At 70.0% G+C, this 19,808-nt stretch carries 20 protein-coding genes; 13 read left to right on the top strand and 7 right to left on the bottom strand.

Annotation, left to right across the window (positions count from 1 at the left end; translation table 11 throughout):
* Positions 1-176: 176 nt before the first annotated feature.
* Together EV670_RS08045 and EV670_RS08040 are read left to right on the top strand one after the other, a co-directional pair.
* Positions 177-407 carry a helix-turn-helix transcriptional regulator gene (locus EV670_RS08045; protein ID WP_130431321.1) on the top strand — a complete coding sequence of 77 codons (231 nt, stop codon included), beginning with the start codon at positions 177-179 and terminating at the stop codon, positions 405-407.
* A 10-nt stretch (positions 408-417) separates the two neighbouring features.
* Complete coding sequence (locus tag EV670_RS08040) at positions 418-1,542, top strand: plasmid recombination protein (RefSeq protein WP_207225026.1); 1,125 nt, start codon at positions 418-420, stop codon at positions 1,540-1,542.
* 288 nt (positions 1,543-1,830) lie between these two features.
* Here the strand turns inward: EV670_RS08040 and EV670_RS08035 are convergent, their stop codons facing one another.
* Positions 1,831-2,283: a hypothetical protein gene (locus tag EV670_RS08035; RefSeq protein ID WP_130431319.1), complete on the bottom strand. Its 453-nt coding sequence runs from the start codon at positions 2,281-2,283 to the stop codon at positions 1,831-1,833.
* A 1,358-nt stretch (positions 2,284-3,641) separates the two neighbouring features.
* On the opposite strand from EV670_RS08035, the gene EV670_RS08030 reads away from it, so the two are divergent.
* On the top strand, positions 3,642-4,109 hold the full coding sequence (locus EV670_RS08030) for a cyclic nucleotide-binding domain-containing protein (protein ID WP_130431318.1): 468 nt from the start codon (positions 3,642-3,644) through the stop codon (positions 4,107-4,109).
* 63 nt (positions 4,110-4,172) lie between these two features.
* Here the strand turns inward: EV670_RS08030 and EV670_RS08025 are convergent, their stop codons facing one another.
* Genes EV670_RS08025 through EV670_RS08015 form a run of 3 tightly spaced genes read right to left on the bottom strand, consistent with a single transcriptional unit; the run spans position 4,173 to position 7,350 of the window.
* Positions 4,173-4,712 (bottom strand): adenine phosphoribosyltransferase, encoded by a 540-nt coding sequence (locus EV670_RS08025; protein WP_130431317.1) that lies wholly within the window; start codon positions 4,710-4,712, stop codon positions 4,173-4,175.
* Positions 4,713-4,718: 6 nt separating this feature from the next.
* Positions 4,719-5,321, bottom strand: coding sequence for a histidine phosphatase family protein (locus EV670_RS08020; RefSeq protein WP_130431316.1), 603 nt, complete (start codon positions 5,319-5,321; stop codon positions 4,719-4,721).
* A gap of 4 nt (positions 5,322-5,325) precedes the next feature.
* On the bottom strand, positions 5,326-7,350 hold the full coding sequence (locus tag EV670_RS08015) for a monovalent cation:proton antiporter family protein (RefSeq protein WP_130431315.1): 2,025 nt from the start codon (positions 7,348-7,350) through the stop codon (positions 5,326-5,328).
* Between the two features lie 124 nt (positions 7,351-7,474).
* Here EV670_RS08015 and EV670_RS08010 point away from each other — a divergent pair, with 124 nt between their 5' ends.
* The 4 genes from EV670_RS08010 to EV670_RS07995 are packed head-to-tail and all read left to right on the top strand — an operon-like array spanning position 7,475 to position 10,611.
* Entirely contained in the window at positions 7,475-8,464 is a 990-nt protein-coding gene (locus EV670_RS08010; RefSeq protein WP_130431314.1) for a KpsF/GutQ family sugar-phosphate isomerase, read from the top strand.
* Entirely contained in the window at positions 8,464-9,060 is a 597-nt protein-coding gene (locus tag EV670_RS08005; RefSeq protein ID WP_130431313.1) for a KdsC family phosphatase, read from the top strand. The genes EV670_RS08010 and EV670_RS08005 overlap by 1 nt, the downstream gene beginning before the upstream one ends.
* A gap of 34 nt (positions 9,061-9,094) precedes the next feature.
* Entirely contained in the window at positions 9,095-9,838 is a 744-nt protein-coding gene (lptC, locus tag EV670_RS08000; protein ID WP_165393267.1) for an LPS export ABC transporter periplasmic protein LptC, read from the top strand.
* On the top strand, positions 9,835-10,611 hold the full coding sequence (locus EV670_RS07995) for an SDR family oxidoreductase (RefSeq protein ID WP_130431311.1): 777 nt from the start codon (positions 9,835-9,837) through the stop codon (positions 10,609-10,611). Before lptC ends, EV670_RS07995 begins: the two co-directional genes overlap by 4 nt.
* 96 nt (positions 10,612-10,707) lie before the next feature.
* Here the strand turns inward: EV670_RS07995 and EV670_RS07990 are convergent, their stop codons facing one another.
* Positions 10,708-11,238: an RNA recognition motif domain-containing protein gene (locus EV670_RS07990; protein WP_130431310.1), complete on the bottom strand. Its 531-nt coding sequence runs from the start codon at positions 11,236-11,238 to the stop codon at positions 10,708-10,710.
* A 182-nt stretch (positions 11,239-11,420) separates the two neighbouring features.
* On the opposite strand from EV670_RS07990, the gene EV670_RS07985 reads away from it, so the two are divergent.
* Complete coding sequence (locus EV670_RS07985) at positions 11,421-12,194, top strand: helical backbone metal receptor (RefSeq protein WP_130431309.1); 774 nt, start codon at positions 11,421-11,423, stop codon at positions 12,192-12,194.
* A gap of 18 nt (positions 12,195-12,212) precedes the next feature.
* Here the strand turns inward: EV670_RS07985 and EV670_RS07980 are convergent, their stop codons facing one another.
* On the bottom strand, positions 12,213-12,908 hold the full coding sequence (locus EV670_RS07980) for a MarC family protein (RefSeq protein ID WP_130431308.1): 696 nt from the start codon (positions 12,906-12,908) through the stop codon (positions 12,213-12,215).
* 80 nt (positions 12,909-12,988) lie between these two features.
* On the opposite strand from EV670_RS07980, the gene EV670_RS07975 reads away from it, so the two are divergent.
* The 5 genes from EV670_RS07975 (at position 12,989) to EV670_RS07955 (ending at position 19,233) form a co-directional block, all read left to right on the top strand.
* Complete coding sequence (locus EV670_RS07975) at positions 12,989-14,662, top strand: GMC family oxidoreductase (protein WP_130431307.1); 1,674 nt, start codon at positions 12,989-12,991, stop codon at positions 14,660-14,662.
* 262 nt (positions 14,663-14,924) lie between these two features.
* Positions 14,925-15,689, top strand: a complete 765-nt coding sequence (locus EV670_RS07970; protein WP_130431306.1) for a TSUP family transporter — start codon at positions 14,925-14,927, stop codon at positions 15,687-15,689.
* A gap of 54 nt (positions 15,690-15,743) precedes the next feature.
* Positions 15,744-17,243, top strand: a complete 1,500-nt coding sequence (locus tag EV670_RS07965) for an alpha/beta hydrolase (RefSeq protein ID WP_130431305.1) — start codon at positions 15,744-15,746, stop codon at positions 17,241-17,243.
* A complete protein-coding gene (locus EV670_RS07960; RefSeq protein ID WP_130431304.1) occupies positions 17,240-18,046 on the top strand; it encodes an ABC transporter ATP-binding protein in 807 nt (268 codons plus the stop codon). The genes EV670_RS07965 and EV670_RS07960 overlap by 4 nt, the downstream gene beginning before the upstream one ends.
* On the top strand, positions 18,043-19,233 hold the full coding sequence (locus tag EV670_RS07955) for an ABC transporter permease (RefSeq protein ID WP_130431303.1): 1,191 nt from the start codon (positions 18,043-18,045) through the stop codon (positions 19,231-19,233). Before EV670_RS07960 ends, EV670_RS07955 begins: the two co-directional genes overlap by 4 nt.
* A 74-nt stretch (positions 19,234-19,307) precedes the next feature.
* Here the strand turns inward: EV670_RS07955 and EV670_RS07950 are convergent, their stop codons facing one another.
* Positions 19,308-19,724: a hypothetical protein gene (locus EV670_RS07950; protein WP_130431302.1), complete on the bottom strand. Its 417-nt coding sequence runs from the start codon at positions 19,722-19,724 to the stop codon at positions 19,308-19,310.
* Between the last annotated feature and the right edge of the window lie 84 nt (positions 19,725-19,808).

Genomic DNA, 19,808 nt, shown 5'->3' with positions numbered 1-19,808 from the left:
CAAAGCAAAGTGATTCCACGGGCGAGGTCAAGAACGCGCTAATGCACTTGGCGACACGGGCCGCTTCATGCGCGCAAGGTGTCGCCCGCATGCGACGGTCATGTTGACGACCAACCGCGCATCTGGTCGTGACGCAAACCTTCTGAGTGTCCCAACTGTGCTCAGGAGTGCTCTTGATGAATCACGTGTTTTTGCGTTTGCCGGTCGTGAAGGCGCGCACCGGCTTGTCCGGACCAACGATCCGTCGCTGGATCACCGAGGGGCGCTTTCCGGCGCCGGTGCCGCTGGGTGGCCGCTCGGTCGGTTGGTTGTCGACGGAGGTCGATGCATGGATGGACGCGCAGCTGAACCGGCGGGCTGCGCAGTCACCGGGAACGGCTGCGGCGAGGGCTGTCGGTGATGAGTAGTCAAGGCTTCATGAGAATGAAGAAGTTGCCGTCGACCACGCTTCTTCCCGCTGCTCGCCACAACCGCCGCGCCATCGCAACCGAGAACGCACGCAGCCTGCGCATCGATTGTTCAAGCTCGCACAGGAACATCGTGCTTCGAGGTCCGGATACGCCGGAGGCGGTCGTGCAGTTCGCAAAGGACCTGATGGCCGCTGGCGGGGCGCGCCTCGTACGCAAGGATGCGGTTGCGTGCGTGGAGATTGTGTTCAGCCTGCCAGTCCGCTCAGAGGTTGACCCCGCGAGCTACTTCACCGCGTGCACTGAATGGGCGGAAGCGCATTTCGGGTGCCCGGTGCTCAGCAGCGATATTCACCTCGATGAAGCGCAGCCACATTGCCACGTGTTGCTACTGCCGATGGTCGACGGTCGCATGCGCGGCTCAAGCCTCGTCGGAGATCGCCAGAAGCTGGCCGAGCACCACGAGCGGTTTCACGCAGACGTTGCGTCCAAGTTCGGGTTGCTGCGTCCTCCGAGGCGTTTGCAGGGCAACGCCAAGGCACAAGCCGCCGCCCTTGTCATTGATGCGCTGAAGCGGCGCGGAGATCTCGTGCTGGGGAGCAAGGTCTGGCCGGAGATCAGGGACATGATCGAAGCCGATCCGGTGTCAATGGTGACGGCGCTTCAGGTGAGCCTACCGCCACCGCTAGGAAGGGCAAAGAGGTCGCGTACCTTCACCCAGATCATGATCAGCAAGGGTAAGGGACCGAGCCGCGAGCGCGATGCCGTGCCGCTCACGAAAGCTGTAGGCTTTCAGATCGGCGATAAGGACAAGGACCGAAGCCTATCCTGTGTAGGTTTAGCCGCGCCGTCGGCATCGGGGATTCATCTCGCCATTGGCGCTAGCAAGGCGGCAGCAGTTCGCGAGTCGACGACGCCGACGCCGGCCTCGGGCAAGTCTGCGCCACTGGTCGATGCAGAGCCTCGATTAGCCTTCACGAGGGGGCGTGACGAGGCCACGGGCGCTGCGTGCTGGGATGGCGATACGGGAGAAATCAATCCTCGGCCGGCGGTTAGCCGCGAGCTGAAGGCTTGTGCGCAACGGTCGGTCGACGAAGCGTTGGCCGCACTCAGCCGGCGGAGGTGTCTGATTTGACTCGCGTCGGCGTGCCGCGGAGTGCACAGATCGCCAGGAGCATCGCGGCCCTCTCTCAGTTCATCGCGAGTGCGTGTCGGGGCGTGTTGCGTTAGGGGAGGGTGCGCGACGCAACCCGCGCCTTGCCGTCAGGCACCAGTTCACCCCCGGTCAGCAGCCACGAGTTGCTACCGGGCTTCTCCAAGAAGATCGCGGTCGTATTGACAATGAGTGTTAGCCACTCTTCGCGCTTCTCCGCAAGCGGCGGCCCTGTGCAGCCGCGCCCGGGCTTCGGTGGGGCTGTCAGGCCTACGGAGTTGCCTTCTCACCGTCGGTCCATGCTGCCGGTTGCGAGCGCCCGAGCAGGAACTCAATGGCCGCCTGCACCTTGACCTCGAGTTCGGCCTGCACCTGCGCGGCCGGCTTGCCGGCGTCCAGGTCGATCGAGGACTGCAGCGCGCAGCGCGCGAGCAAGTCGAAGAAGGCCTCGCCAGGATCCTTGTCCCCGCTCGAGAGCGCGACCCGGATCATCACGCCGAGCCGGTGCCGCGCGTTGAACGGCTGGGGGACATAGCGAGCATCGCGCCCGAGGAACACGTCGCCCATGTCGCGTACGAGCTGGCGAATCTCTTCCGTCGGGTCGGCTGCACCACCAGACTCATGCCACGTGGCGCGCAGACCGACGACGCGCGAGACGAAGCCGCGCACGAGCTCGGACACGACCGTTGGGTCGCCAAGGTACTTGCCCGCGTTCTTCAGCACCGGCTGCGCCCTGCTTGATCTCATCGACGCCGATCTGCCAAGACCATCAACCACGTTTGTCGCCTCCCCTGTCGAACCGGCCGGAGTATGCCGACAGGGCCAAGGACCAGCTAGCGGCGTGGCGGCATCCGAAGCGAAGGGCGAGGAGGGGGCCTGCAGGAGTTTCCTGCATGCCCCCGTGAACCGCGGAAAGCAGGTCGGTCGCTGAAGAGACGAGCGCGGCGCAACTTGCGAAGTGGGCTCATGGGCCGATGGCTCAGCGCAATCCTGGGCGAGCAGGAACTCGTGCCTTGCTCCGGCGTGATGAAGGGGCCTCCCGGAATTCCGGGAGGCCCCTTCGCCACAGGGTTCTGCAGTGAACCTCGCCGTCGCCATCGGTGTTGCAAGGTAGTTGCAAAGCTCGCAAGTTGCGCTGTCCGCAAGGCCGCTGACAAGTCCGAGGGGTTGCGCGACGACAAGCCGCAAATCCGCGAGGTGCCACGCGCGCAAGTCCTTGTCGCAGATCAGAATTTCCTCACAGCCGTTCCGGTTCGGCTGGCTGGGCGATCGAGAAACTGGCTCCGAAAGTCGCTCCAAAACTTGTCAGAGCCGCCCCGGAAATTCTCTGACAACCCCCAGCTGTGTCTTGTGTTCGACCGACTACCGTTGCGCGCGATGCCGAGCTGCGCGGTCAGGCGCCGACCGATACCGGCAAGCCACCCGGCGCCTGAAGTTGCTGCCGCAGCAGGCTGGGCCAGTCTGGAGCGGCAGTTCAGACTCGTCGGGCAACTGACAGCGATGCAGCGGTTGCGGTCCATCGCAGTCACACCATGAACTCACGGTATCCGCCGCATTGCTGGGCGGCGGTGCGCGCAGCGGTTGTCGCCTTGAACTACTAGCCGCGCTTTCGATCGGGATCGGAAACGCTGGCCGAGGCTCCGGCGCGCCCGTTAGCGCTGCCACGCCGACGACGCGTTCGGTGTTCGGTCCACCCGTGGTGGGGGCCTGCAGGAATTCCTGCAGGCCCCCTAGAGAGCGGAGCAAGGCCGCTCGCCTGCGCACTCATGGGGCACGTCCTGCAGGCAGGCAAGCGCGGCGTCGATTCACGCTTGTCGGAGTCGCTGACGAGCGACATCCCCACTGTTTATGTCCATGATCGTGTCCATGGCGGCGCAGCGAATGCCAACATCCCTTTGGGCACGCGGACTTAGCGGCTGAAGAAAGTTTCTGCATTGGAAAGTAAGGCGTGACGGACTTCACAGGCTGGGCGCCACAGCCCCCCGACATCGCCGATGCTGCGGGCTCGGTGCGGCGCCGATAATGGGGGCTGCCGGTAAGCAAGCGCCGGCCCACACAGAAGAAGACCGATCCGCCGAGCCATGACCCACGACGAACTTGTGCGCGCGATCCAGTCGCTCAACGCGGAGGATGCCTTTCGCCCGCGTTTCGACCCGGCGCAGTGGCGTACCTTCACCCAGTACCTCACGCGGCACGAAGTGCGCGCCGGCGACATGCTGCTCAAGCAGGGCGAGCTCGACCGCACCGTGTACTTTCTTGGCCAGGGTTCGTTGCAGGTCTACACGGTCGGTGGCGCGCCGGGCAGCAGCAAGATCGCGATCCTGCGGCCGGGATCGATCTGCGGCGAGCCGGGGCTGTTTGCCGATGGCGTGCGCACCGCCAACGTCGAGGCGATGACGCCCTGCGTGGTCTGGGCGCTGCGCCTGCCGCGCTTCGAGGAACTCGGCGCCCGCGTGCCGGCCGTCGCACTCGAGGCGCTGCGCGCCGCCGGAGCGATCATGGCCACGCGCATGCGTGCCAACCTGTCGCGCCAGTTGCCGGTGACCTGAGACCGACGCACGTCGCGCTGCAAGGCCGCCTGCGGGCGGCCTTGTCGTTTCGGGCCACGGTCCTCAGTGGCCCCCGAAGTCGACCAGCGTGAACAGCGCCAGCCCCGAGGCGCGCAGGCGGTCCGAGCCACCGAGCTCGGGCAGGTCCACGATGGCCGCACCCTCGATCACCGTCGCGCCGAGCTTCTCGAGCAGGCGCTTGCCGGCCATCATCGTGCCGCCGGTGGCGATCAGGTCGTCGATCAGCAGCACGCGGTCGCCGGCCTTCACCGCATCGGTGTGCATCTCGACGGTGGCGCTGCCGTACTCGAGCTCGTAGCTCTCGGCGACGGTGGTGAACGGCAGCTTGCCCTTCTTGCGGATCGGCACGAAGCCGACGTTCAGCTCGTAGGCGAGCACCGAGCCGATGATGAAGCCGCGCGCGTCGAGGCCGGCGATGGCATCGGGCCGGGCATCGAAGTAGCGGTGCACGAACTGGTCGATCAGCACGCGAAACGTGCGCGGGTCCTGCAGCAGCGGCGTGATGTCGCGGAATTGCACGCCCGGCTCCGGCCAGTCGGACACGGTGCGGATGGTGCGGCGGATGAGCTCGATGTCGTTCATGGTGCTTCAGTCGGCACTCAGGCGCGCCACGATCTGCGGCCGGCTGTCGGCGCCGGTGCGCAGCAGCAGGCCGGCACCCGAGGCCAGGCCTTCGCCCGCCAGCGCCGTGAGTGTGAACTGGTGGCTGACCCAGACTTCGAAGCGGCCCGCGCCGACCGCGGCCAGCGCCGCGCGCAACTCGGCGAGCTGTTGCGCCTCGTCGGTACCGGCGGCGCGGACCGAGCCGAGCGCGGCCCAGGGCTGTGCCTGACCGAAGGCCAGTCGCGCGGTGTCCAGCGTCCGGCACCAGGGGCTGGCGCGCACCACGGCCGGTTGCAGGCCGAGACGGGCGAAGCGTTCGCCCAGGCGCTTCGACTGCGCGCGGCCGGCCTCGTCGAGGTTGCGCTGGGTGCTGCAGTCGCCGAGGCGAAAGCCGGGCGGGTCGAAGGTGCCGGGCGCGTTGGCGTGACGGAACGCTGCCACCACGCCGCCGCGGCGCAGCGCGTCGATGGCTGCCGGTGGCCACGGCGCGTCGTCCGCGGCTTGGCTCCACGGCGCTTGGGTGGCGACCACTGCTGCCAGCGCACGCAGCAGAGCGCGGCGCGACGGCAATGCAGGCAGGGTACTCATTGCGTCAACGCTCCAGCAGGTGCTTCTCGGCCAGCGCCAGCGCCTCGGGTCGGCCGGAGAGCACGATGGTGTCGCCGCCCGCGAGCGCCAGCCCCTGGTGCGGGCGCAGCACCGCACCCTGCGCGCGCCGCACCGAGGCGACGGCGACGCCGATCGCCTCGAGCGGCACCTGGTCGAGCAACTGGCCGGCGAGCGGGCTGTTCTCGGGCAGCGTGATCGAGCGCAGCCGCGCCTGCTCGAGTTCCTCGACGGTATCGTCATCGGCGCCGTGGAAGTAGCCGCGCAACAGGCCGTAGCGCGCGTCGCGCTGGTCCTGGACGACGCGGATCACGCGGCGCATCGGCACCCCGACCAGCGCGAGCACGTGCGAGGCCATCATCAGCGAGCCCTCGATCGCCTCGGGCACCACCTCGGTGGCACCGGCGGTGCGCAGGCGCTCGAGATCGGTGTCGTCGATGGTGCGCACGATCACCGGCACCTGCGGCGCGTGCGCGCGCACGAGGTCGAGGATGCGCAACGCCGAGGGCGTGTCGTGGTAGCTCACCACCACCGCGGTGGCGCGCGCGAGGCCGGCCGCCATCAGGCTCTTGAGCCGGGCCGCGTCGCCGAAGACCACGCTCTGGCCGGCGGCGGCGGCCTGGCGCACGCGGTCGGGGTCGAGGTCGAGCGCCATGTACGGAATGTGCTCGTCCTCGAGCAAGCGCGCCAGGTTCTGGCCGCTGCGACCGTAGCCACAGATGATCACGTGCTCCTCGGCCAGGATCGCCTTCTTGGCGATCGAGGTCAGCTGCACCGACTGCAGCAGCCAGTCGCTCGCGGCAAACTTCATGACGATGCGGTTGCTATAGGTCACGATCAGCGGCGTCAGCAGCATCGACAGCACCATCGCCGCCAGCACCGGGCTGCGCAGGGCCGGTGGCAGCAGATTCTGCTGCGAGGCCAGCGCCAGCAGCACGAAGCCGAACTCGCCGGCCTGCGCCAGGTAGAGCCCGGTGCGCAGCGCCACGCCGGGCGCGGCGCCGAAGGCGCGCGCCAGCGCCGTCACCAGGCCGAGCTTGAAGCCCACCGGCAGCACCAGCAGCGCCAGCACCAGCGCCCATTGCTCGAAGACCGCGCGCAGCTCGAGCTTCATGCCGACGGTGATGAAGAACAGGCCGAGCAGCACGTCGTGGAAGGGCCGGATGTCGGTCTCGACCTGGTGCTTGTATTCGGTCTCTGCGATCAGCATGCCGGCGACGAAGGCGCCGAGCGCGAGCGACAGCCCGGCGTGCTCGGTCAGCCAGGCCAGGCCGAGCGTCACGAACAGCACGTTGAGGATGAACAGTTCCTCGCTCTTGCGGCGCGCGACCAGCGTCAGCCACCAGCGCATCAGGCGCGGGCCCCCGACCAGCAGCAGCGTCAGCAGCACGCCGGCCTTGAGCGCCGCGAAGGCCAGCACCGAGGTGAGGCTCATGGCGTCGGCGCCATCGCCGCCACCGTTGGCGAAGGGGCCGAGCGCCGGGATCAGCACCAGCAGCGGCACCACCGCCAAGTCCTGGAACAGCAGCACGCCGACCACGCGCCGGCCATGCTCGCTTTCGAGCTCGAGCCGTTCGGCCATCAGCCTGACGACGATCGCGGTCGAACTCATCGCCAGCGCGGCGCCGAGCGCGATGGCGCTCGGCCAGGCGAGGCCCCAGTCGCGGCCGAGTGCGGCCAGCGCCCAGCCGAGCAGCGCGTTGCCGGCCACCGCGGCGATGATCGTCAGCGCCACCTGGCTCAGGCCGAGGCCGAACACCAGCGTGCGCATCGCGCGCAGCTTGGGGCGGTTGAACTCGAGCCCGATGACGAACATGAGGAACACGACGCCGAATTCGGCCAGGTAGCTCATGCCGGCCGTGTCGCCGGCCAGCGCCAGCGCGTGGGGTCCGATCAGCACGCCGATCACGAGGTAGCCCAGGATCGGCGGCAGCTTCAGCGAGCGGCTGAGCACCACGCCGATCACGGCGGCGACCAGGTAGAGCAGCGCGATATCGAGCGAGGAGGCCATGCGGCAGTGGGTTGCGCGACGGGTTGTCGAACGGACAGCGCCCGCAAGGAACGCGCCGCCTAGAATCGCCCGATGCTACCGAAGGGCTCCACGCGGCCTCGCGCGTGACCATCCGACCCATCCCATGAGCGACACCACTGCGCGCGCCGTCACGCTCGGCTCCGGGGCTCTCGCGATCGAGGCCCAGGCACTGCTCGCACTCGAGGCGCGCCTGCGCGGGCCGATGGCGGAGGCCTTCGGCAACGCGATCGCGCGGCTGCTGGCCTGCCGCGGCCGCGTGGTCGTGATGGGCATGGGCAAGAGCGGCCACGTGGGTCGCAAGATCGCGGCCACGCTGGCCTCGACCGGCACGCCGGCGCTGTTCGTCCATCCGGCCGAGGCCAGTCACGGCGACCTCGGCATGGTCACGCCGCAGGACGTGGTGATCGCGCTGTCCAACAGCGGCGAGAGCGACGAACTGACCGCGATCCTGCCGGTGCTCAAGCGCCTGGGCGCGACGCTGATTGCGATCACCGGGCGTGCCGACAGCACGCTGGCCAGCCACGCCGACGTGGTGCTCGATTCGAGCGTCGCGCAGGAAGCCTGTCCGCTGAACCTGGCGCCGACCGCCAGCACCACGGCGCAGCTCGCGCTCGGCGACGCGCTCGCGGTGGCCCTGCTCGACGCGCGCGGCTTTCGCGAGGAAGACTTCGCGCGTTCGCATCCCGGTGGCTCGCTCGGGCGCAAGCTGCTCACCCACGTGCGCGACGTGATGCGCAGTGGTGATGCCGTGCCGCGCGTGAGCTCCGACGCCGCCTTCGGCGACATGATGCGCGAGATGAGCGCCAAGGGCCTGGGCGCCACGGCGGTGGTCGATGGCGCGCAGCGCGTGCTCGGCATCTTCACCGACGGCGACTTGCGGCGCCTGATCGAGGCCGGCCGCGACCTGCGTGCGATGAGTGCGGGCGAGGTGATGCGGCGCGGCCCGCGCACCATCGGCGCCGACGCGCTGGCGGCCGAGGCGGCCGACCTGATGGAAGCGCATCGCATCACCAGCGTGCTGGTGGTCGACCATGAGGGGCGGCTGGTCGGCGCGCTCAACACCAACGACCTGATGCGGGCCAAGGTGATCTGATGGCGAGCGACACCGCCATCCGGCCGGTGCTCGGCTTCGCGCCGCAACTGTTGCTGGCGGCGCAGGGCATGCGTGCCGCGATCTTCGACGTCGACGGTGTGCTCACCGACGGCCGCATCTACATCGGCGAGCAAGGCGAGAGCTTCAAGGCCTTCTCGACGCTCGACGGTCATGGCCTCAAGCTGCTGGCGCGGGCCGGCATCGAGCCGATCGTCATCACCGGTCGCGACTCGGCGGCGGTGCGCCGGCGCGTCGGCGACCTGGGCATCGCGCGCGCGATCTACGGGGTGCACGACAAGCTGGCGGCGGCCGAGACGCTGCGCGCGCAGCTTGGCCTCGAATGGGCCGAGCTGGCCGCGATCGGCGATGACTGGCCCGACCTGCCGCTGATGCTGCGCGCGGGCTTTGCCGCCGCGCCACCGGGCGCGCACGTCGAGGTGCGCGCGCTGGCGCGCTATGTCACCGCGGCGGCGGCCGGCTATGGTGCAGCGCGCGAGTTCTGTGATCTGCTGCTGGTCGCCGGCGGCCACTACGCGGCGCTGCTGCAAGGCCACCTCGGCACGCTCGACGACGGCGTTGCCGTCGCGCCGCGATAGGGGCGCGGCCATCAGCGGTTCCGAGCGGGCGGACGTGGGCGTCGCGGCCGATGAAGCCGAGGCGCCGTTTGCCGATCTGACGCCGCTGGCGCCGCTGGCGGTGCGCGGCACGCCCGCACGGGCGGAACACGGCCCGTGGACCCGGCACCTCTGGGACCGGCTGCTCAATGCGGTGCCGGTGCTGCTGATGGCGCTGCTGGCCGCGGTGACCTGGTGGCTGGTGAAGAACACGCCGGTGCCGGGCGAGGCGCGGCCGAAGGCGCCGCCGCAGCATGTGCCAGACGCTGTCATGCACGGCTTCTCGCTCAACAGCCACGACCGCGAAGGCGAACTGCTGACGCGTCTGGATGGCGACGCGGCGCGCCACTTCCCCGACACCGACACCTACGAGATCGACGGCCCGCGCGTGCGGCGCGTCGACGCCCAGGGCCGGGTGCTGGTGGCCAGCGCGCGCAGCGGCCTGTCCAACGGCGATGGCAGCCAGGTGCGCTTGAGCGGCGACGCGCGCGTGCTGCGCGAGGCCGTCGGTGCCGATCGGCTCGAGTTTCGCGGTGAGCAACTCGAGTTCTTCACGCGCACCGAGCAACTCCACTCGAGCCGCCCGGTGCAGGTGCTCAGTGGTCGCGGCGAACTGCAGGCCGGCAGTCTCGACTACGACCATCTGCAGCGCGTGGCCCAGTTTGGTGGCCGCGTGAGCGGCGTGTTCCGTCCGCCGGGCACGAAGGCGGCGGAGCCGACCGACGGCGAGGGCGCGCAGGCGTCCGGGAAGAAGAAATGACAGCACCCCTGGTCTTCATCACCGGCGCCTCGAGCGGCATTGGCCAGGCGCTGGCGGCGCGCTACCGTGCCGCGGGCTGGCGGGTCGCGCTGGTGGCGCGCCGCGCCGCCGAGATCGAGGCCTGGTGCCGCACCCAGGGCTGGCCCGAGGCGAGCTTCGCGGTCTACGCGGCCGATGTGCGCGACGTGGAGTCGATCACCGCCGCCGGCCGCGCGTGCCTCGAGCGCCAAGGCCTGCCCGAGGTCGTGATCGCCAACGCCGGCATCAGCGTTGGCATGGACAGCGCGGAGTTCGAGGACCTGGAGACGATGCGCAGCACGCTCGAGACCAATGTGCTTGGCATGGCCGCGAGCTTCCAGCCCTTCATCAAGCAGATGCGCGAGCGGCGCAGCGGAACGCTGGTCGGCATCGCCAGCGTCGCCGCGATCCGCGGGTTGCCGGGTCATGGGGCCTACTGCGCGAGCAAGGCCGCGGTCGTGAGCTACTGCGAGAGCCTGCGCGGCGAGTGTCGGCCCTTCGGCGTCAAGGTGCTCACCGTGGTACCGGGCTACGTGGCGACGCCGCTGACCGCGCGCAACAGCTACAGCATGCCCTTCCTGCTGACGCCCGAGGCCTTTGCCGACCGCGCTTTCGGTGCGGTCCGGGCCGGCGCGAGCTACCGCGTGATCCCCTGGCAGATGGGCGTCGTGGCCAAGCTGATGCGCGTGCTGCCGAATCCGCTGTTCGACCGCCTGTTTGCCGGCCGTGGTCGCAAGAAGCGGGCAAGCGAGTAAGGCGGAGCAGGGCGCGGTCGCAACAGCGACCGCCAACGAAAAAGCGGTGCCGAAGCACCGCTTTCTGGTTCCGGCCTCGACGAGGCCGGGGAGCGATCAGTAGCCGCCGCGGCCGCTACCGCCGTAGCCGCCGCCACCACCGCTGCGGCTTCCGCCGCCGCCGCCGTAGCCGCCGCCACCACCGCCGTAACCACCACCGCCACCGCCGTAGCCGCCGCCACCGCTGCGGCCACCGCCACCGCCACCGCCGTAGCCGCCACCGCCGCTACCACCGTAGCCGCCGCCACCACCTTCGCGCGGGCCGCGGTTGTAGCCGCCGCCGGCACCACCGGCGCCACCGCCGCCGCCGTACGGGCCGCGGAAGCCGCCCGGACGCTCTTCGCGCGGACGTGCCTCATTGACCACCAGGGCGCGGCCGCCCATCGACTGGCCGTTCATGCCGTTGATGGCCGACTGGGCCTCGGCGTCCGTACCCATCTCGACGAAGCCGAAGCCCTTCGAGCGGCCGGTTTCGCGGTCCATCATCACCTTGGCGGAGGTCACTGCGCCGAATTGTGCGAAAGCCTCCTGGAGGTCCTCGTCGCGCACGCTGTAGGCAAGATTGCCCACGTAAAGCTTGTTGCCCATGGAAGAGCGCCTTTCTCTGTCACTGTCAAAAACGGGTGCCCGATGCACCCGCAACCCGCCTGTGGAGCTTCAACCTATCTACATTCATCACGAGAAGGCGCCGCAGCCAGACTCTTGCATTATCAACCATGCGCCGGATTTGCGTGAAAAACTGTGAACTCCGCACCCCCACTGTTGCGCCGATGTCTGTGCCCCGAATCGCCAGCCTCGTGCCCAGCCTGACCGAGTTGCTCTGCGCGCTGGGCCTCGGTGGTCGGCTGGTGGCGCGCACCGGTTTCTGCATCCACCCCCGCAAGGAGGTGGTCGACGTCGCCAAGGTCGGCGGCACCAAGGATCCCGATCTGAGTCGCCTGCGCGAGTTGGCGCCAACCCACGTGCTGGTCAACGTCGACGAGAACCGGCTCGAGACGGTGCTGGCGCTGCGCCAGTTCGTTCCGCACGTGATCGCCACCCATCCCTGCGCGGTGGCCGACAACCTGGTGCTGCTGGAGCAGTTGGTGCAAACCTTCGCCGACCAGCCCGGCGTGGCGGAGCGGGCGGCCGCGCTGCGTGCCGACTTCGACGCCGCCTGCGCCGCGCTGGCCGGGCGGGCGTGGCCGGCGCGGTCGGTGCTGTACCTGATCTGGCGCGCGCCGTGGATGTCGGTCGCGCGCGACACCTACATCGCCAGCATGCTCGCGAGCGTGAACTGGCAGACGCTGCCGGCGCAGCACGGCGGGTCGTCCGGCGCCGGTCGCTACCCGGCGCTGGCGCCGGACGCGCCGGAATGGCGCGAGGCCGAGCTGGTGCTGCTGAGCTCGGAGCCCTATCGCTTTGGCGAGCGCCATCTGGCCGAGGTGCAGGCACTGGCGCCGCAGGCGCGGGTGCTGCTGGTCGATGGCGAGCTGCTGAGCTGGTACGGGCCACGCGCCGCGACCGGGCTGCGCTACCTCGGGCATCTGGCGCAGCAAGCCTGATGGCGGCCGCTGACCGCCTCAACGGGCCTGCTGCCGGACCTCGCGCGAAACCTCGAGCACCAGGTCGGCCAGCCCGTCCCAGACGATCTGGACGCCGACGCACAGCAGGATGAAGGCCGAGAAGCGAAGCAGCACCGTGGTGCCGACGCTGCCCAGGACGCGCACCAGGCGCGGCGCGAAGCGGTAGCAGAGGTAGATCGTGTAGGCGGTGAGCCCGACGCCGACCGCCATCGCGGCACCGTTGGCGATGCCGACCGGTTTGCTGAACGACAGCGTGGCGCCGAGCGTGATCGAGGCCGCGATGCTGCCGGGCCCGACCGTGAACGGAAAGGTCAGCGGGTAGAAGCTGTGCTCCATCAACACGGCCGGGTCGCGCACCGAATGGTGGCCGACCGATTCGGTGGCGCGGTCGACCTGCGGATCGCCGAGCAGCTTCCAGGCGGTTGCGGCGACGATCAGCCCGCCGGCCACGCGCACGATCGGCAGTGAGATGCCGAACATCCGCAGCAACTGGGCGCCGATGAACATCGCGCCCAGCAGCACGAGCGCGGCATTGATGCCAACCCGCTTGGCCACACGCTTGCCGGTGGTCTCGTCGACCGGCCCGAGCAGCGCTAGGTACATCGGCGCGACGCCGATCGGATTGATGATCGGCAAAAGGGTCAGCGGTGCCAGCAGCAGGCCCTTGGCGAAGGCGGTGATTAGTTCTCCCATGGGGTGCCGGCGTGATCTGGCGCCGATGCTACGGGGCTTTGCCGCTGCTTGCGAGCCCGGGTGGCTGCTAGTCTCGGCGGATGACTGCCGCCATCCCGGGTTTCGACTTCGTCATCATCGGCGCCGGCACCGCCGGCTGCCTGCTCGCCAACCGCCTGAGCGCCAACCCGCGCAAGCGCGTGCTGCTGATCGAGGCCGGCGGCAAGGACGACTACCACTGGATCCACATTCCGGTCGGCTATCTGCACTGCATCGGCAACCCGCGCACCGACTGGATGTTCAACACCGAGCCCGACGCCGGGCTCAACGGCCGCAGCCTGCGCTATCCGCGCGGCAAGGTGCTCGGCGGCTGCTCGAGCATCAACGGCATGATCTACATGCGAGGCCAGTCGCGCGACTACGAGCAATGGGCGCAAATCACCGGCGACGATGCCTGGCGCTGGGACGCCTGCCTGCCGTTCTTCAAGCGTCACGAGGACCATTGGCGCGGTGACGCGAGCGAGGCCGCGGATGCCGGCTTCCGACGCTTCCACGGCCATGGCGGCGAGTGGCGCATCGAGAAGCAGCGCCTGCGCTGGGACATCCTCGACGCGTTCTCGCAGGCCGCGCAGCAGGCCGGCATCCCGGCCACCGACGACTTCAACCGCGGCAGCAACGAGGGCGTGGGCTATTTCGAGGTCAACCAGCGCGCCGGCTGGCGCTGGAACACGGCCAAGGCCTTCCTACGCCCGGCCTGCTACGGCCGCCCGAACTTCGAACTCTGGACCGGGGCCCAGGTCGAGCGTCTGCTGTTCGAGCGCGACGGCGATGGCGGCCTGCGCTGCAGTGGCGTGCGGGTGCGCACGCCGGGCGGCGTCGAGACCGTCGGCGCCGCCGCCGAGGTCATCCTGGCCGCCGGCGCGATCGGCTCGCCGCAATTGCTGCAGCTGTCCGGCATCGGTGGCGCCGAGGCGCTGCGCGGTGCCGGCGTCGAGCTGCTGCACGAACTGCCCGGCGTCGGCGAGAACCTGCAGGATCACCTGCAGATCCGCGCCGTGTTCAAGGTGCAGGGCGCGCGCACGCTCAACACGCTGGCCGCCTCGCTGCTCGGCAAGGCGCGCATCGGGCTCGAGTACGCGCTGACGCGCAGCGGACCGATGAGCATGGCGCCCTCGCAGCTCGGTGCCTTCACGCGCAGCAGGCCCGAGCTGGAATGGCCCGACCTCGAGTACCACGTGCAGCCGCTCAGTCTCGACGCCTTTGGCGAGCCGCTGCACGGCTTCGACGCCTTCACCGCCAGCGTCTGCAACCTCAACCCGACGTCGCGCGGCTCGGTGCGGATCCGCAGCGGCCGGGCCGAGGATGCGCCGGCGATCGCGCCGAACTACCTCTCGACCGCCGAGGACCGCAAGGTCGCGGCCGAGAGCCTGCGCGTGACGCGCCGCATCGTTGCCCAGCCGGCGCTGGCGAAGTTCAGCCCGGAGGAGTACCGGCCGGGCCTTCAGTTCCAGACCGACGAAGAGCTGGCGCGGCTGGCCGGCGACATCGCGACCACGATCTTCCATCCGGTCGGCACCTGCCGCATGGGCCGCACCGATGACCCGCAGGCCGTGGTCGACGCGCGGCTGCGCGTGCGCGGGCCTGGTGGCGCGATTCGCGGCCTGCGCGTGGTCGATGCCAGCGTGATGCCGACCATCACCAGCGGTAACACCAACAGCCCGACACTGATGGTCGCGGAGAAGGCGGCCGCGTGGATCGCGGCCGACTTCGCGTGAAGCTGACGCGACGCAAACGCGCCAGCTTGGTGCAGGAAAGTACCGATGCACCAGCGCGGGCCGGCCCCTACAGTCGCGCCACTCGCGGCGGACTCCGGTCCGCCCTGGCGGGGGACTGAGGAGACAAGCGTTCCGCGCGTGCCGGGGTGTACAGGTCGCGACAAGGAAACGAGGGCATGCTCGCTGCAAACCAGCGACGGATGCTGAAGGCGCCGGTATCCCCGGCGCCTTTTTCTTTGCCGCTCGCATTTGCTCCCGTCCGATGTCCTTCGACCTGGTCTTCGTCACGCTGGCCTCGCTGCTGGCCGGCACCATCGACGCGATCGTCGGCGGCGGCGGCCTGATCCTCGTGCCGGCGCTGTTCAGCGCCTTTCCCAACGCGCCGCCGGCAACGCTGTTCGGTACCAACAAGGGCGCCGCGGTCTGGGGCACCGCCTGGGCCACGGTGCAGTTCGCGCGCCGCGTCACGCTCAAGTGGAGCGCCTTGCTGCCGGCCGCGGCCGCGGCGCTGGTTGGCAGCGCGCTCGGCGCGTGGACCGTGACCCAGGTCGACGGCTCCGGCCTGCGCCGCGCACTGCCCTTCGTGCTGGCCGCGGTGCTGGTCTACACGCTGGTGCGCAAGGACCTGGGCCGGGCCCACGTGCCGCGCTGGCAGGGATCGCGCGAGGCCCTGGTCGCCAGCGCGATCGGCGTCGTGATCGGCTTCTACGACGGCTTCTTCGGCCCAGGCACCGGCAGTTTCCTCGTCTTCCTGTTCGTGCGACTGCTCGGCTACGACTTCCTGCATGCCTCGGCCAGCGCCAAGCTGCTCAACACCGCGACCAACCTCGCAGCGCTGCTGACCTTCGCGCTGACCGGCCACGTGTGGTGGCACCTGGCGCTGGTGATGGCGGTGGCCAATGTGATCGGCAGCCTGATCGGCACCCGGCTCGCGCTCAAGCATGGCGCCGGCTTCGTGCGTGCTGCGTTCATCGTCGTGGTCTCAGCGCTGATCCTGAAGACGGGCTATGACGCTTTCCTGCGCTGATCGCGCGTTGCCACCGGGGGGCGGGTGCTGCCGGCGCCCGCAGAATGCCGCCGCATGAGAAATCTTCTTCGTCGCTGGGCCCCGGTGGCCCTGCTGCCCCTGGCGCTGAGCGCCAACGCCACCACCAGCCTTTCGCCAACCCCTTGCCGCATCGAGGGCCTGCGCCACGAGGCGCTGTGCGGCAGCGTCAAGCGCGCACTCGACCCGGCGCGCGCCGAAGGCCCGCAGATCGAGCTGCACTACGTCGTGATTCCGGCCACCGCCCGGCGCAAGGCGCCCGACCCGGTGTTTTTCCTGGCCGGCGGGCCGGGCCAGAGCGCGATCGCGCTGGCGCCGGACTTGGCCAACCTGTTCTCGCGTCTGTCGAACCGGCGCGACCTGGTATTCGTCGACCAGCGCGGCACCGGTCGCAGCGCGCCGCTGCTGTGCGACAGCGAGAGCGAACGTCTGCCGCTGGCGCGGCGCATCGACCTGGCCGAAGGCATCCGCCGGCTCGAGGACTGCCGCGCCCGCCTGCAGAAGCTGCCGCACGGCGACCTGCGCCAGTACACGACCACGATCGCGATGGCCGACCTCGACGCGGTGCGCGCTGCGCTCGGCGCCGAACGCATCAACCTGGTCGGCGGCAGCTACGGCACGCGCGCCGGGCTCGAGTACCTGCGGCTGTTTCCGCAGCAGGTGCGGCGCCTGGTGCTCGACGGCGTAGCGCCGCCCGACATGGCGCTGCCGCTGGTGATGGCCGAGGACGCGCAGGCCGCGCTCGACGCAACGCTCGCGGCCTGCGCGAGCGACGCCGCCTGCAAGGCGCGCCACCCCGACCTGGGCCAGCGCTTCAAGGCCCGGCTCGACGCGCTGCCTCAAAGCGCCGTGGTGACCGATCCGGTCAACGGCGTGTCGAGCTCGTTGACGATGACTCGCGAAGCCCTGTTGTCCGCGCTGCGCGGACCGCTTTACGCGCCGGCGCTGGCCGCGGCCCTGCCCGAGGCGCTGGGGGCCGCCGCGAGCGCGCGCTACGAGCCGCTGTTCGGCCTGGCCTCGGTGGGCCAGGGCAGCGCGGCGACGCGCCTGGCCGAGGGCCAGCATTTCTCGGTGATCTGCGCCGAGGACTGGCCGCAGGTCGAGGGCGCAGCAGCCAAGCCCGCGGCCGCGCCGCCGTCGATGATCGGCGACGCCTTCCTGCAGCCCTATCGCGCGCTTTGCGCGCAATGGCCGCGCGGTGCCGTGGCGCCGGCGTTCTACACGGTGGCGCCGAGTCCGGTGCCGGTGCTGCTGCTCAGCGGCGGCCTCGATCCGGTCACGCCGCCGCGCCATGGCGAGCGCATGGCCAAGGCGCTCGGCGCCAACGCCAGACACGTCGTCGTGCCCGCGGCCGGCCATGGCCTGATGGCGCAAGGCTGTACACGCGACCTGCTGCATCGCTTCATTGACGACGAGTCGAGCGCGGCGGCACTCGATCTGGACGCGAGCTGCATCAAGCGGATTCCGCCGCCGCTGCCCTTCATCCCACCCGACCCGCTGAGTCCGGCGGCGACCACCACCGGAGCCGCCCGATGATCCGCGTCGAACAACTCGGCAAGCGCTTCCGCGCAGCCGCCACCAAGCGGCGCTGGGGTTTCGCCGGCGCCGGTGGCGCCGCGCGCGAAGTGGTGGCGGTCGAGCAGGTGAGCTTCGAGGCGGGCAACGGCCGCATCACCGGCCTGCTCGGCCCCAACGGCGCCGGCAAGACCACCACGCTGCGCATGGTGGCCGGGCTGGTGGTGCCGGACGCCGGGCGCATCGAGGTCGATGGCCTCGACGTCGCGAGCGATCCGGCGGCGGCGCTGGCGCGCATGGGCGTGCTGGGCGACGCGCGCGGGCTCTATCCGCGGCTCACGGCGCGCGAGAACATCGTCTACCACGCGGCGCTGCACGGCCTGGGTCGCGACGCCGCCCACGCGCGCGCCGAAACGCTGGCCGAGGTGCTTGACATGCGGCCGCTACTGGAGCGCCGCACCGAGGGCTTCAGCCAGGGTGAACGCATGAAGACCGCGCTCGCGCGCGCGCTGGTCCACGACCCCGACAACATCATCCTCGACGAGCCGACCAACGGACTCGACGTGCTCTCGACGCGTGCACTGCGCGAGGTGCTGCATCACCTGGCGAGCCCTGCGGGCGGCGCCAAGTGCGTGGTGCTGTCGAGTCACATCATGCAGGAGGTCGAGCGCCTCTGCGACGAGGTGGTGATCATCGCCCACGGCCGCACGGTGGCCAGCGGCACCGTGCCGGCGCTGTGCGAGCGCGCCGGCGAGAGCGACTTCGAGGAGGCCTTCGTGAAGCTGGCGTTTGCCGAGGAACTGAACGCGGAGGTGGCGGCATGAACGCGGCCCGACGCTCACGCCTGGCCGGCGCCTGGTCGGTGCTGAAGAAGGAACTCGTGGACGCGTTGCGCGACCGTCGTACGCTGGCGGTGGTGCTGGTCAGCTCGGTGGCGATGGGGCCGCTGGTGCTGGTGCTGCTGTCGGGCCTGGTGTCGTCGCTAGAGACCCGCGCCGAGCGACGCGTGGTGGTGGCGGTCGGCATCGAGCACGCGCCGACGCTGGCCAACTTCATCGAGCGCCAGAGCGTGACGATCGAGCCGGCACCGGCCGACTACGAAGAGCAACTGCGCAAGTCGCGCCTGGGCGATCCGGTGCTGGTGGTGCCCCGGGACTTCGAGGGGCTCCTTGCGCGCGGCGAGATGCCGGAGCTGGAACTGGTGAGCGACAGCGCCAACCGCCAGGCCGAGGCCGGCACCCGTCGCGTGGAGCGTCTGGTCGATGGCTTCAACCGCGAGCGCGGCATGCTCGCGCTGGCGCTGCGCGGCGTCAGCACCTCGGTGTTGCAGGTCAGCACGCTGCACGAGCGCGACCTGGCCAGCAACCAGAGCCGGGCCGCGCAGTTCACCGGCATGCTGCCCTTCTTCGTGATCATGGCGGTGCTCTACGGCGCGCTGGGCGCTGCGCTCGACACCACCGCTGGCGAGCGCGAGCGCGGCTCGCTCGAGCCGCTGCTGGCCACGCCGGCCTCGCCGCTGGCGATCACGCTCGGCAAGTGGGGCGCGGTCGCATCGCTGGCGATGGGCATCGCGCTGCTGTCGGTCCTGAGCTTCCTGCCGGCGCAGTGGCTCATCGCCAGCGAGACGCTGCGCTCGCTGTTCCAGTTCGGGCTGCGCGAGGCCGCGGCCTTCTTGATGGTGCTGGTGCCGCTGGCGGCCGCGCTGTCGGCGCTGATGATGGCCGTGGCGATCCGCTGCAAGAGCTTCAAGGAAGCGCAGGCCAACAACACCATCGTCATCCTGGCCGCGTCATTGCTGCCGCTGGTCACCGTGTTCAACCAGGGCGGCGAGCAGCGCTGGTTCCTGGCGGTGCCCGCGCTCGCGCAAAGCACGCTGATGAACCGCGTGCTGCGCGGCGAAGCACTCGGCGCGTTCGAGCTGCTACTGCCGCTGGCGGTCGCCGCGCTGCTCACCGCGGCGAGCCTGGCCTTCATCGCCGGCCGTCTGCGCGCGGCGGCGGCGAAGGCCTGAGGCTGGCGGCGGTGACCGTCGACCGACGCGCGTGCAGGCGCGACCGGCCGCGGTGGACGGTCGACGGACCTCGCTCAGTGAATGGTCGGGCTGAAGCCGTTGCTCATGGCGCGCTGGACCTCGTCCTGCCACGGCAACGCATGGACCAGCTCGTTGAGGTGCAGTGCCGCCTCGGGCGCGGTCAGCACCTCGCCGTGGGCGCCGATCAGGCGCAGGTTGGTGATCATCGCCATCGGGTCGGCGATCGCCACCACGCCCTGCGTGATCTCGATCCAGTCCCAGGCCACGCCGGCCGGGCCTTCGGTCTGGCTGTCGGCGCCTGTCAGACCCCAGACCGTCTGGCCGCTGCGCGGCGCGTCGGCATCGAAGCTGCGCTGCACGGTGGTGCCCAGGTGCGTGAACTGCAACTTGGGCGCGGAGCGTGCCTGACACAATTGCGGACGCCAGGCGACGACCGTCCAGGCAGGCGTTTGTTGGATGAAGTTCGACATGACACAGCCTTCGTCGTGAGTTGATCTGGAGCCCTTGCGGCCGGTACGCCGCGCGAGGGATGGGGCTCAGTCTGAGCGACGGAA

This window comes from Rivibacter subsaxonicus, assembly GCF_004217215.1.
Classification (GTDB): Bacteria; Pseudomonadota; Gammaproteobacteria; order Burkholderiales; family Burkholderiaceae_C; genus Rivibacter; species Rivibacter subsaxonicus.
This window is presented reverse-complemented; position numbering and strand designations above follow the sequence as displayed.